This window comes from Chromobacterium sp. HL1 (assembly GCF_057418835.1).
Genome location: NZ_CP162399.1, coordinates 518,176 through 533,108 on the forward strand (window position 1 = coordinate 518,176; position 14,933 = coordinate 533,108).

Below are 14,933 nucleotides of genomic sequence, written 5' to 3' on the forward strand. Positions count from 1 at the left end.
TGGCGTCCCCACGGGGAATCGAACCCCGGCTACCGCCGTGAAAGGGCGGTGTTCTAACCGCTAAACTATAGGGACACTTTAAGTTGTGGCGCACCCGGAGCGATTCGAACGCCCGACCCTCTGGTTCGTAGCCAGATACTCTATCCAACTGAGCTACGGGTGCGCTGTCTCGCTAGACGTTGTGTCTTGCGAGAAGCGGAATACTATAGATTCGCTTTTTGAGTGTCAATCGTTTTTGAAAGTTTTTTTACAGGGCCGTGCTCGGTCCGGCTGCCGCTGTCGTGCTGCGCCAACAGGGGTACCGGTCAGACATAGTTGGCCGTTGTCTTGATACAAAGTCTGAAAGCCGGTTGATGCCGCTCCGCGCATGGGGTCTGAACTTGGCTGTGAGGGCCAGCAGTTAACGGTGGCATGCAGCTGGAAAGGCGGAATTTTGTAAACTTATTAATTTATATCTAAACTTTTTCTGGAATCCTCAGATAAGACTCCTTGAGTAGGCCAATTTCGGGAGATCGAACATGGTTGCAATGGTGCTGGGGGCGGGGTTGGGGCTGCAGAATGGTTCGTTGGCGGCTTTGGGCGGGCAGGGGCAATTGGGGGAGGCCGCCTTTGGCCGCAGCGGCGAGAAGGTCTATGTCAACGCCAGCAACGGCAATCTGCTGCTGCAACAACGCGACGAATTCCTGAAGAGCGCCGGTCTCGATCTGAGCTTGCTGCGCACTTACAACAGCCAAGGTCAGGTCGGAGAGGACCCCGGCGTCTGGAGATTGGGCGCCGCGCGTCAGGTGACCGGCCGCCAAGGCGGATTCAACCAAGCGGGCAGCACCGTGCGCCGTATTGGCGAAGACGGTTCCGCCGTGACCTACCGTTACGATGTCGCCCGCCAGGCGTATGTGGGGCAGGACGGGCCGGGAGCCGACGATCTGCTGCGCTACGATGCCGCGCGTCAGCAATGGACCTGGACCGATGGCGCGAGCCAGACCACTGAAACCTACGACGCGGCGGCGGGCGGACGGCTGCTGCTGCAGCGCGACCGCGACGGCAAAACCCTGCAAGTGGTTTACAACGCCGCCGGATGGGTGGTGCGGCTGGACAGCTCGGGCGGCGAGCAACTGGCCATAGATTACGATGCCCGAGGCAATATCACGCAGTTGCGGACCTTGTGGACCGAGAACGGCGCCAGCCAGACCCGTACCCGGGTGCGCTATGGCTACGATGCGCAACAGCGGCTTAGCAGCGTCAGCGTCGACCTGAGCCCGGAAGACGGCCGTATTAATGACGGCAAGGTTTACATCACCCGTTATGCCTATGACGGGAATTCCAGCCGACTGGCCAGCCTGAGTCAGAGCGACGGCAGCCGCCTGGAGTTTGGCTACAGCCAGGTCAAGGACGAGTGGCGGGTGGCGGAGGTGCGCGATATCGACCGCGATGGCGTGGTGCGCCGCACCCGCTTCGACTACGACGTGGGCAAGCAACAGACCACCATCACGGATGCGGCCGGCTTGCAGAGCACTTGGCGTTATGACGCGCAAGGCCGTTTGCTGGAAGCCGGCAGAGGCGGGCAGCTTCAATTGCGCGCAAGCTATGATGCCCAAGGGCGCTTGCTGCGCCTGACCGACGCGCGCGGACAAGCCACCCACTACCAATACGATGGACAAGGCAACCGCGTTTTGGAGCGAGACGCCTTGGGCCAGACGGTGCTCCGGGAATACGATGCCGCCAACCGGCTGCTCAGCGAAACCCGCCATACCGGGCTGGACCCGGACGGCGCGGGCTCGCAAGTCCCGGACGGCGCGCAGACGACGCGTTACGCTTATGACGAAAAGGGCCGGCTGCGTTTCCGGATCGACCCCGCCGGCGGCGTCACCGAATGGCGCTATGACGCGCTGGGCCGGCCTGTCAGCCAGCTGAGCTATCTGAACAGCGCAGGTCAGCAGAAGGCCGACACCGCCAAACTGACGGCCTGGGCGGCCGGCCAGCCGCCGGCGCAGATCCAACGCAGCGACAGCGTTTACGATTTGCGAGGCCTGGTCAGTGAAACCGTGCGTTATGCCCAGCTAGACGCCAAGGGCCAGGGGCTGCGCGACGGCAGCGAGCAAAGAGTCCGTTATCTATACGACCAGAACGGCAATGTGCTGCAACAATGGGATGGCCGCGGCGCCAGCGTGCAATACCGTTACGACGGCCTTAACCGCCTGACGCGGCAGACCGATGCGCTGGGCAACAGCACCGTTACCGTTTACCTCGACGCGCAAAGGCAAACCCAGGTCACCCTGGCCAACGGCCTGAGCACGCTAAGGCAGTACGACAGCGCCGGCCGGCTGATCGCCCAAACCGAACAAGACGCCGGGGGCCCGCTGGGCCGCACCCACTATCTCTACGACGCCATGGGCCGGCTGCTGCGCAGCACCGATCCCACCGGTCAACGGCAATACCAGCTTTACGACGCGCAAGGGCGCAAGCAGGCGGACATCGATCCCACCGGCGCGCTCATTGAATACCGCTATAACCCCGCAGGCCAACTCATCCGCCGAACCGGCTACGCCAATCGCATCGACTTGAGCCGCTTGAACGCCGATCCGTCACAATGGACGCTGGACGCCTTGCGCCCCACAGGTCACGCGGACGACCGCATTGAACACCTGCTCTACGATGCCGCCGGGCGTCTGGCGCGCAGCATCGATGCCAGCGGGGCGGTCGCCGACACCCATTACGACGGCAGCGGCCGGATCATCGGCACAACTCGCTACGCCGCGTGGCTGGGCGCCAAGAAACAACAAGCCTTGCAAGCCCGTGACGGCGAACTGAGCCTCAATGAGGCCAATGCCCGCGTTGCCGCCAGCGGGCAAGATAGGACCGAACGCCGGTTCTACGATGCTGCGGGGCGGCTGCAGGCGGAACTGGATGGCGAAGGCTATCTGATTGAGCATCGTTACGACAGCGTCGGTCAACGGCTTGCTTCCATTCGTTACACCAACGCGACCGCCGGCGCAGAACGCGCGGCCGGCGGTTTGAGCGCGCTGCGACCGCAGACCCACGCCCAAGACCAGACCACTTCCTATTATTACGATGGCCGTGGTCAGCAAGTGGCTGAAGTCGACGCCGAAGGCTATCTGAGCGAAACCCGCTACGACGCCGCCGGCCGCGTCCAACAACAAATCCGTTACGCCAACCGCGCTAAAACCGGGGCCACCCTGGCCGCGCGCCGTCCCGCCGTCCATGGCAACGACCAAGGCTTGCTCTATGAGTACGATGCCGCCGGCCGGCTCACTCGCCAGGTCCGGCAACCCGATGGTCTGATCACCAGCTACGCCTACGACAGCCAAGACCGGCTGATCCGGACCACCCGCCAGGCGGGGAAGGATGGTCGCAGCCAACTGCAACGTTACGACAAACAGGGCCGGTTGACCGCAGAACTGGCCGGCGAAGGCGCCCAAGCGCTGGCGGCGCTGGGCGGAGCGCCCAGCCAAGCCAGGGTGGACGCCGTGTGGGAACGTTGGGGCAGCCGCCACTACTACAACGCCGCCGGCCAACGCATCGCCACCCTTCGCCCCAACGGGGCAGACGGCCAGAGCGAACGCACCCTTTACTTCTATAACGCAGCCGGCCTCCAGACTCACATCGTCAATGCGCTGGGCGAAGTCAGCGACACCCGCTACGACGCCTTCGGCCAAATCGTAGGACAACTGAGTTATGAGCGCCGGCTTAGCGCGGCGCAGCTGGCCGGCCTGAACGACGGGCCGCAATCCCAACTCACTCCGCTGCTGGCCTCACTCGCCCAAGCCGGCTTCAGCCGCCAAAGCTATGGCTACGACCGGCGCGGCGAGTTGGCCAGCCAGACCGATGCCTTGGGACGCGTGACGGATCGCTGGAGCTACAACGCCTTTGGCGAACGCCAGGACCACATCCGCCTGGACGGCGGCCGCCAGCAATTGCTGTACGACCGCCGCGGCCTCAATATCCAGCAGCAAGACGATGCCGACGGCTTGAAGCTGCTGCGGCACACCCGCTACGACGCCTTTGGCCGCGCATTGGAACAGACCGATCCGCAAGGGCAGGTTCAGCGCAGCGAATACGATAAACTGGGCCGGCAAATCGTCAGCCAGGACGCTCTGGGCGGCCGGCGGCGCAGCGTCTACGACGCCTTCGGCCGCGCGCTGACCCAGACTGATGCGCTGGGCGCCGTCACCACCACCGTCTATGACGACAAGACCGGCCGCTTGACCGTCACCGACGCCAACGGCATCGCCACCGTCACAGAGCGCAACGGCCACGGCGAGATCGTCATCGTGACCGATGGGCGCGGTCACGCCACCACCTACCAATACGACCGCGACGGCCGTCTCATTCGTCAAAACAACCCGCTGGGTTACGGCGAACAATGGCGTTACAACAGCGCCGGGCGCCTGTTTGAAAGCCTTGACGCCAACGGCGTCCGCACCGTCTACGTTTACGACGCGGTGGGCCGTGTTTTGCAGCGTACGATTGACCCGACCGGCCTGAACCTAAGCACCCGCACGGAATACGATAGCCGCGGACGGGTGCTGAGACAGATCGACGCCAACGGCAGCGTGAGCGAGACCCGTTACGACGGCAATGGCCGCGTGATTGAAACCGTGCGCGACGCCACCGGCCTCAAACTCCTCACCGCCTACCGCTATGACGGCCAGGGCCGGCGGATCCGCGTGACCGAAGCCGCCGGCAGCCCTCAGGCCAAGACCACCGAATACCAATACGACAATGCCGGCCGGCGAGTAAGAGAGACCGTGGACCCCGACGGCCTCAAACTCAGCACCCGCTACCAATACGACGGCAACGGCAATGTGACGTCCAAGACCGATGCCGGCGGCAAGGTGACGCGCTATGCGTACGATGCCAATCAGCGGCAGACGTATAGCGTCGATCCGTTGGGCTATGTCAGTGAAACCCGTTACGACGCCGAGGGACGCATACTGCGCACCACCCGTTACGCCCAGGCGCTCAAACCAGGCGTTCTCGCCTCAGTAGAGAACCTGGCCGATCTTGGCCCGCAACTGAAGGCCAGCGCGGCGGACCAAACCGAACGGCGGGTTTACGACAAAGCCGGCCGGCTGCTGCAGCGGATAGACCCTCAAGGCTATCTGACCCAATACAGTTACGACAAAGGCGGCAATCTGGCCTGGGTCTCGCGCTTCGCCAATGCGGTGCAAGGGACGTTCATCGACGGCCAGCTCGTCGCCCGCTTGGGCAGCCTCCCGGATAGCGGCGCGCCGGCCGGCGCCTATCTCTTGACGGGCGGCGCGGACCGGGGAGAGTTTCAGCTGTACGACGCGCTTGGGCGGCTTCAGCTGAGCCGGGACGCGCGCGGCTACGCCACCGAATACCAGTACGACGCGGCCGGCCAGCTGCAGCAGCGGACCCAATATGCCAACCCGGTGCAAAAAAAGACCGTCATCAATCAGATGCCGGCGCGGATAGACCGTGCTGACCAAGCCCCGGCGGATGGCAGCGGCTACATCCTGCGCTCGGCTAACGACCGTAAAGAGTTCTTTGCCTACGACACCGCCGGCCGCGCCGTATTCAGCGTGGATGCGGAAGGCTACGCCACCCGCCGCAGCTACGATGGGCTGGGCAATATCGTGGAGACGCGTCGGCACGCCAACCGGAGCATAGCCAACCTGGCCTGGATGCAGGTCAATCAGGCCTTGTACGCCTATTTGTACGGTCGGGCGGCGGACTCGCCCAGCGCCCTGCACGACAAAGCCGCGGCGGACCCAGCGGCGCGGGCCAGCGAACTGATGGCGAGCGCCGGATTCGAAAAGCGAGTGGGCAAACTAGACAACGCCCAACTCGCCGCCTGGATCTACCAGACGGTGTACAGCCGAGCCGGCACCGCGCAAGAACTGGAGGAGGCCAAAGCGCGGCTGGACAAGGGCGAAAGCCGTGGCGGCGTTTTTTGGAGCCTGCTGCAGCAGGCCGATGTACAGCAGGTGGCGCCGTCCGCCGCCATTGCCCAGGCCTTGAACGACTGGCGCGTGCTGGCGGAGGGCACCGGCTACCACAATGGCGACCAGGTCAGCCGCCAGCAATACGATGCGGCAGGGCGGCTGAGCCATAGCGTGGACGCCAGCGGCTATGTGACCGCCTACCGCTACGATGCGGCGGGCCAAGTGACGGAAACGCGGCGTTACGCCCAGCGGCTATGGCCGGAAGCGGATGCCAAGACCAGCGCCGCGGCCAACGCAGAATGGGCGGACTACAATAAGCGCCTGTACGCTTATGTCCTGGGACGGGCTCCGGCAAACCTGGATGAGCTCAATGCCAGAGCGGCGAGTCAAAGCGAGCGGGCGCAAGCTCTGCTCAGCAGCCCAGAGTTCGAAAAACGATACGGCAAACTGGATGAGGCCGGCTTCATAGATTGGGCGTTTCGCCGGATTGTCACACGTAGCCCGTCCGAGGCTGAAAAAACCACCTGGCAGGAAAACCTGGGGTCAAAGGGCAGAAGCCGGGGCGAGTTGGCCAGATATCTGATGGGCTGGCGCTTGGCGCTCAAACGTCCGGCCGCGCTGGACGTACGTCAGGCGCTGAACGACTGGAGCGTGCTGGCTCAAATCAAAACCAGCGCACAAGATCAAGTTAGCCGGAGCGTCTACGACGCCGCCGGCCGCCTGATCCAGGAAACCCGCGGCGACGGCGGCAAGCTGGCCGCTACCACCCGCTATCAACTGGACGCCCAAGGCAATCGCATTGCCGAAACCGACGCGGGCGGCCGCACCACCCGCCGCGACTACGACCTGCTCGGCCGGCTGATCCGCGAAACCGACGCGCTGGGCGGCGTCACCGTCACCGAATACGACGCCTTCGGCAAGGCCATCAAGATCACCGACCCGCGCGGCTACAGCGGCTACAACTATTACGACGCGCTCGGCCGCCAGACCCTGCACATCGATCCCGAAGGCGGCGCCACCACGACCGAGTACGATGCGTTTGGCGACGTGCTGCGCATCAGCCGCCATGCCACGCGAGTCAATGTGTCCACGCTCAAGACCGCAAGCCGGCCGATGATCCCGGCCGAGCCCGCTCGAGACGCCGTCACCACTATTCTCCGCGACAAGCTGGGCCGTCAGGTGGCGATCACCGACGCCGAGGGCGGCGTCGAGAAGATGGCGTACGACGGCCTGGGCAACAAGACCGTCTACACCAACCCACTGGGCGGCGTCTATCGCTACGTCCACGACGCGCAGGGCCGGGTGCTCAAAGAGACCAGCCCGCTGGGCATCGTCAAACGCTTCGAATACGACGGCTTCGGCAACCGCAGGCTGCAAGTGGAAGCCGAAGGCAAGCCGGAACAGCGCACCACCCGCTATCAATACGACGCGAACAACCGGCTGATCCGCCAGACCAGCGACGCGCTGCCGGTCTACACCTTGGACGGCGGCGAAGCCACGGTCAGCCCTAGCCAAAGCTGGCGCTACGACGCCGCCGGCCGGCAGATCGAATTCACCGACGCCAACGGCAAGATCACCCGCAGCCGCTACGACGCGCTGGGGCGTAAAACGGCGGAGCGCAACGGCGACGGCGTGTTGAGCCAATGGACTTACGATGCAGTCGGCAATGTGCAGGCGCAGCGCGTCTACGCTCGGCTGGTGGGGCTGCCGGCCGACGGCGGCGTGCCGGCGCCGGCCTCCGCCGACGTCCGCGAAACCCGCTACGTCTACGACGGCAACAACCGCCTGATCGAAACCCGCCTGCCGGGACAAAGCATCGGCCAACGCGACGCGGCCAGCGGCCAGTACACCGTGGCGACCCAAGACCTGATCAGCCGCCAGCGCTACGATGCCAACGGCAACCTGATCGAAAGCATTGACGCCCGCGGCGGCAGCCAACGTCACTACTACGACCGCGCCGGCCGCAAACTGCTGAGCGTCGACGCCGCCGGCTACGTCACCGCCTGGGACTACGACGCCGCCGGCCGGGCCATCCGCGAAACCCGCTACGCCAGCGCCCTGAGCGGTGCTTACGACAGCGCCACCCCGTTGGACACGCTGCGTCAGCAACTCAAGCCCCACGCCGACGACCGCGTGCGCGAAACCGACTACGACCGGATGGGCCGGATTAGCGCGGAACGCACCCTCAAGCTCAAAGTGGCCAGCGCCGACGGCAAAACCCAACTTACGGTAACCGCCACGACCCGTTATCAGTACAACGCGCTGGGCAAGGTGACCCAAAAGACCGACGCCGCCGGCCAGGTCACCAACTGGAAATACGATAGGCAAGGCCGCGAGACCCGACGCCAGGACGCGGTATTTACCGATTACTTGGGTCGAGCCGTGCGGCCGACCAGCGACAGCGAATACAACGGCCTGGACCAGCTCAGCCGCCAGATCCGTCGCGGCCTGGACGAGGCCCGCGAAGCCGACGACCAGATCGTGCGCTACCAATACGGCGCCGGCGGCCGGCTACTGAGCCAGACCGACGCGATGGGCAATGGCATCCGTTACGACTACGACGCCGCCGGCCAGCTGACCCGCAGCCAGCGGGCGCGGCGCCAGGCTGACGGCAGCGAAGTCAACGACGTGACCGGCTACCGCTACGACGCGGCCGGCCGCCAGACCGAAAGACGCGACCAGGCGACCGGCATGCGTTTTGAAACCCGCTACAACGCCTACGGCGAAATTGACGGCAAACGTACCAGCGCCAACGGCAAGGGCGCGTGGCAGGAGTTCGCCGACTACGACGGCGCCGGCCGGGTGTTTCGGCGCAACGAAGGCGGGGTGACGCGCGCCTACCTGTACGACGCCAACGGCAACGCCACGCTGCAGATCGAATCGGACAGCGTGGACCTGCGGCAATTGAGCCGTGATCAGATCCTGGCGGCGATCAACCGGCCGGACAGCGGCCTGCGGTTGACGATCAGCGAATACGACGGCCGCAACCAGCGGGTGGTGACCTACCAGCCGAAGATGGTGAGCGCGCGGGACCAGGCCTTGGTGCAGGCGGAGCGCTGGAACAGCGCGGTGCCGCAGGAGGGCAGCGGCGGGGTGGTGACGGCGGGGTCTTCGAAGGCGCCGGGGGCGGTGGTGGGGAAGAATCCGCTGGTGGGGGGGGCTGTTGAAGTAAGCCGAAGTGGGGAGGCTCGGTTATCTACCCAGTTTGATGTTTCACCAGAAGTATATGAATCCCTTCGTAATAGCTATGATGATTGGGAAGTTTTTAAGTATTTGGAGGGGGTTTCATTAAACATTCAATTGCCAAGTGCAATGATGGAGTTGGGGGATGGGTATTATCTTATTAAATTTAATATTATTTCAAAAGCATATGGGTATGCGAAAAATTTTTCATTTGAACAAAAGGTTTTTTCTGGAGATGCAAAACTAAAAGTCAAGTTCTCTATGGTGAATAGCTATATAAAGTGGATGCCGTATTATGGCTTCGAAGGATACTTTGAACGGGACCAAAAGCATGAGATGAGGATTGATGTTTTCAAGCAAGTAGGAGGAAGTGAGCAGTTAGTTACTAAATTTAATGGGCATACACCTTATAATGATCCTACGGATGTAGTTTGGACAGGTGGAGCGATACCATTCAGTACGAGAAAAGTTCACTTCCAAGGCCAACCCACCTCCGCCACCCAGATGCTGCTTTACACCCGCCCGGCGGGCAGCAATGCGGGCTGGCAGTATGTCTATGTGCCGCAACTCAAGGTCAACGGCAATGTAGTACCCGGCCAATTCGCCCTCGACTGGTCCGGCATGGCGCGCCAAGCGTACGAATTCCGCTACGTCGCCATGGACGCCGCCGGCAAGGTGCTCAACACCCGCCAGGGCACGATGAACCTCAACGACAGCGCGCCCACCATCTCTCAGAGCGAGGCCGCCGTCGACAGCGCCTTCATGTACAGCACCGGCTGGGTCAATCTGACCAATCTCGGCGAGGCCGCGGTGTCCTCGCGGCTACGTTTCCGCACCCCGGGCGGCGAGTGGGGCGCCAGCCAGGTGCTGGCCGCCACCGGCTTCAAGGGCTGGTTCCAGTTCCTGCCGTCCAACTACGGCCTGGCCGCCGGCCAGACCTGGGAGTATGAGCTCGAGCGCCTCGACGCCAACGGCCAATCGCTGGGCGCGGTGGTCGGCGCCTTCCGTCCGGGCGAAGCGGCTTCCGTCACCCAGCCCGTCGCCTGGCGCGACCAGCCGCAGATCGTTCACATCGGCGGCAATCAGCCGGCGGCGGCTACCCGCGGCCTGATCCGCTATCGTACTGCCGGCGGCGCCTGGGCCGAAGCGCCGCTGAGCCGCGCCGCCAACGGCGAATGGGACTGGGACAGCAGCGCGCTGGCCAAGGGCCTGAGCGCGCCGACGGTGTATGAATTCGAATACCAGTTGTTCGACGCCAACGGCCTGATGCTCAATCGCGCCGGCGGTCAACTGACGCTGGGCGGCGGCGCCGTCAGCGTCAATACCAAGGGCCTGACGCTGCCGCTGATGGTCAGCTTCAATCCGCCGCAGACCCAGGCCGCCCAGCTCTTGCTGTCCTACCGGAGCAAGGGCAGCCAGGGCGCCTGGACCCAGGCGGCGCTGAGCCGCAACGCCCAGGGCCAGTTCGCTTTGAACGCCGACGCGCTGGCCGCCGGCGACTACGAGTACCGCTACCAGCTGGCCGACGCCCAGGGCGCCTTGCTGACCGGCGCCGACGGCGCGGCGCTGGACGTCAGCGGCTATCTGCGCCGCCACAGCGGCGTCGACAGCGCCCGCCTCAACTGGGTGATCACCGGCACCAGCCAGAGCGAGCACAACATCATCCGCCGCCAGCAGTACAACGCCTTCGGCGAAGTGAGCAGCGAAACCGACGGCCGCGGCAACAGCACCACCTTCGAGTACAGCGCCTTCGGCCAACTGCTGGCCAAGCAAGACCCGCAAACCGTGATCGTCGCGGCCGGCGACAAGGCCCCGCCGCCGGTGCGCACCCTGTACCGTTACGACGCGCTGGGTAATCTGGTGGCCACCGTCGACGCCAACGGCCAGCTTAACCGCCAAAGCTGGCTGGCCGGGGGCGAGAGGGGCCAGGGCAAGAGCGGCGGCGAGGCGCACGCCGACGGCGGCGTCAAGCAACTGGGCTACGACGTGTTCGGCAATCTGCGTGTCAGCGTCGACGAAATCGGCCGCCGCAGCGATTACCGCTACAACGCCAACAACCAGCTGATCCGTCAGGACCGCGCCGCGCGCGCCGACGGCCGCCGCGGCTACGACGAATACGACTACGACAGCGCCGGCCAGCGCATCGCCCACCGCAGCACCAGCGACGGCAAGGACAGCCTGGCCGACACCACCCAGTACGACAGCCTGGGCCGGGTGCTGGCCACCGTCAGCGCTGCCGGGCGCCGGGTGAGCTACCGCTACCAGTGGGATGCCGCCATCGCCGGGGCCGGCGGCATCGTCGTCGGCGGCTGGCGCAGCGTCAAGACCGACGCCAACGGCCGCAGCCAGACCGACGACGTCAGCCTGTTCGGCCATAAGGTGGCCCATGTCGACCTGGGCAACCACCGCTTCAGCTACCGCTACAACCACGCCGGCCAGGTGGCCGAACAAAGCGGAAGCACCGGCCAGCGCATCACTTACCAGTACTACGGTAATGGCTATCTGAAGAGCCTGTCCGACCACGCGCTGGACAGCTACACCCTGTATGAATACGACAACGACGGCAATAAGACCTTTGAAGGCTATACCAGCCTCAACAACCAGAGCCGCGAGTTTTACCAGTACGCCAGGATAGAGTACGACGCGCGCAACCGGGTGACTCTGATCGATGATCCCAAATTCCTGATCACCTACCGCTACGACGCCGTCGGCAACCGCATCAACGTCAACAGCGTCTACCACGACGGCGTCGACGGCCAGAAGCGGACCCAGGACTACTGGTACCGCTACGACAGCATGAACCGCTTCCTCACCACCAAGGGCAGCAAGATCGACGGCCAGATCAGCCGCGGCCCCCAGGGCGGCGACGGCGTCGACATCCTGTACAACGCCGCCGGCGAACGGGTGCAGGCCATCAACGCCTCTGATGGAACCACCGAGACCTATACCTACAGCGCCGACGGCTATCTGGAGAGCACCCGCATCAACGGCAAGCTGGCCTCCCAGCGCGACAACGACCTGCTGGGACGCGCCACCGCATACCGCCAATACCGCTGGAACGGCGACGGCGGCGTCAGCAGCCAGACCCAGTCCCGCTACGACGCCGACCACAAACTGCTGCAGCAAACCCGGGACGGCGCCACCACCACCTACACCCTGATGGCGGACGGCACCGTGGCCAGCAGCGCGCAGAGCAGCAGCGGCACCACCACCACCAGCTATTACGGCTATGAATGGTGGGACGAAGCCAAGCAAAGCACCATTACCGCCCAGCCCTACAACAAGGACGCGCCGGGCTGGGAAAAGGGCTACTCCCATCTCAGCTACAACGTCAACGGCCACCTGGCCGAAGCGCGCGACGAAGTGGGCCAGCGCAGCCTCCGCTACGTCAACAACGCCCAGGGCCTGGTGCTCAAGCGCGAGGAAATCGCCAAGGGCAGCACCTACAAACGGCAGGACTACTACTACCTGGACGGCAAGCAGATCGGCTCGGTGGGCAACGATGGCGCCAGCCGCGTCGACTACGCCCAGGCCTTGGCGCAAAGCCAGATCGGCAACCGCAAAGACCAGTACCGCGAAGGTCAGCCGGTGAACAGCGCCGACTTCGACCAGAACTACGAACCGATCGGTCCGAGCTACCCGGGCCAGACGCCGGGCTTCGTCACGGTGAAGGCGGGGGACACCCTGCAAAGCCTGGCGGCGTCGCTGTGGGGCGACCAGGCGATGTGGTATCTGCTGGCGGACGCCAACAGCCTGAGCGGCAGCGAGCCCTTGGCGGCGGGGCAAGTGCTGAAAGTGCCGAACAAAGTGACGAATGTGCACAACAACAGCGGCACTTACCGGGTGTATAGCCCAGGCGAGGCAATTGGCGATGTGACGCCGACGCTGCCGGATCCGCCGCCGCCGCCGCAACAGGGCGGGGGCGGAGGGGGCTGCGGCGGTTTTGGCGCTATCTTCGTTGTTATTGTCGCCGTGGTGGCGGTGGTGACGCTGGGTCCGATCTTCAGCCAGGCGTTGATCCCCCTGCTAGGCGCTGCGCCGGCGGCGGCGGGTGTGGCCGCGACAGCGAGCGCCGCGGCCACTTTTGCCGGCTATGCGGCAGCGGGAGCGGTGGGCTCCATGGCCAGCCAGGGCGTGGCGATGGCGATGGGGATGCAGGATCAGTTCTCGTGGAGCCAGGTGGGCTTGAGCGCCATTGGCGCGGGAGTGAGCGCCGGCGTGGGCGCTGGGATGTTGGGCGATCCCTTGGCCAATGCCCCCATCGGTGTCCGCGCCGCGGCGGGCAATGCGCTGACCCAAGGAGTGGCGGTGGCCACCGGCTTGCAGAAGCGCTTCAGCTGGACCGCGTTAGCCGCCAGCGGCGCGGCGACAGGGGTCAGCGGCTGGATGGGCGACAGTCTGGGCTGGAAGAGCTCGGCGCCGGTGGCCGGCGTTGGCTACGGCACGCTGCGCGGCCTGGTGTCGGGCGGTATCCAGTCGCAGCTGACCGGCCAACGTCCGAACTGGAGCGCGATCGCGGCGGAGTCCTTCGGCGGCGCGCTGGGGGACAGCGTGGTGGCCGGCATGATGAAGCGGGATCAAGAGCGGCGGCAGCCCCAACAGGCGCTGGCGCAGATTTGGGGACGGGGAAGCAATGCCTCGGCACTGAGCTTGGCCACCGTCAAGGAGCAAGAGCGTTTTAGCTGGCTGGAGGGTGGGGAAGTGGCGCAGCGGGCGACGGCGGCGAAGGCGCGAGCTGATTCAGGAGCAATGAATATTGGTAACAGTACTTACAGTGGTATCGGTTCACTATCTAATAATGATGTAATAAAAATTAGGGCATTGTCGGCTGGATTGGCAGGAGTTAAAGATAATACGCAGCACCGGAATGAGCTGAACCAAGCAATTCAAGATGTGATCAACGAAGCTAATAGTAGGGGAGGGAGTAATACGTCATCCGTAGTGCAAAGAGCCATTCCTATTAAAGATAGCATGCCATACTACCAGCCAAAGGCAACATTTAATCCGGATTATGTGGCAATTAATGGATCGATTCCTTTGTTAGGCTCGATAGGCATGTCTGTTAATCTTTATAATCTCAATGGATATGTTTCTTACTCGAGCTCTCGCTTCTATTCTGCCCCTTCTTACTTGCCTGGTGGGTCTATTACCTTTGGTAATGTCGTTGGTGGTGGGAGTGCTCAAAAGGTAGATAATTTACTTGGAGGCTATGGATATACCGCTTCAGGTTTTTACCCTTTAACCCCTGTTTTTGGCATTGGAGGTGCCGTTAACATTGTTCCTAACGGGATGAAGGCTGTTGAGTATGGAGTTGGAACACCTGGAGTGTCTGTATCTCCATTCGGGTATGGATATAGAATTTTTTGATAAGAGGTAATTCATGTCAGCTCCCCTGATGGATGTGGAACAATATAAGAAACTATCTAAGAGGCAGAAAATAATATACTGGTTTTTTATTTCCTCTGTTTTTTTAATGATTATTATTGGGGTGGTGTACGGGTTATGTAAAAATTACATGTGATTAAATTTTCATTGACTGTTGCTAGGTAATCTCAACGGTATGGTGCCCCGCCTTTTCCGGCTTTTATCCAATAACGCCTCCCATAGGTGTTGGGGGTGGCGTCAGTATGTCGTTTGATGGAGCTAGGGCCGTTGAATATGGGTTTGGAGCGCCAGGGGTTTCTGTTTCGCCACTTAGTTATGGATATAGGGTTTTTTAAAATTAGAGTTGAATGTCATGGGGTCTCAAACTATAAGGAATGATCAATATAAAAATCCACTAAAAGGCAGAAGATATTTTATTGGATTTTTGTGTTGCTTGTG

1 protein-coding gene and 2 tRNA genes are annotated in these 14,933 nt (G+C 63.0%); 1 reads left to right on the forward strand and 2 read right to left on the reverse strand.

Features of this window, described 5'->3' with window-relative positions; translation table 11 throughout:
* Positions 1-75 (reverse strand) — tRNA-Glu (locus AB1Z25_RS02485).
* A gap of 11 nt (positions 76-86) precedes the next feature.
* Positions 87-163, reverse strand: a tRNA-Arg gene (locus tag AB1Z25_RS02490).
* Between the two features lie 355 nt (positions 164-518).
* Here AB1Z25_RS02490 and AB1Z25_RS02495 point away from each other — a divergent pair.
* Positions 519-14,477, forward strand: coding sequence for a DUF4214 domain-containing protein (locus tag AB1Z25_RS02495; protein ID WP_486636505.1), 13,959 nt, complete (start codon positions 519-521; stop codon positions 14,475-14,477).
* Positions 14,478-14,933: the final 456 nt, after the last annotated feature.

What these genes read in the sequence shown, in the direction of transcription:
- AB1Z25_RS02495 (WP_486636505.1), top strand. Translation starts at nt 519, where the DNA reads ATGGTTGCAATGGTGCTGGGGGCGGGGTTGGGGCTGCAGAATGGTTCG.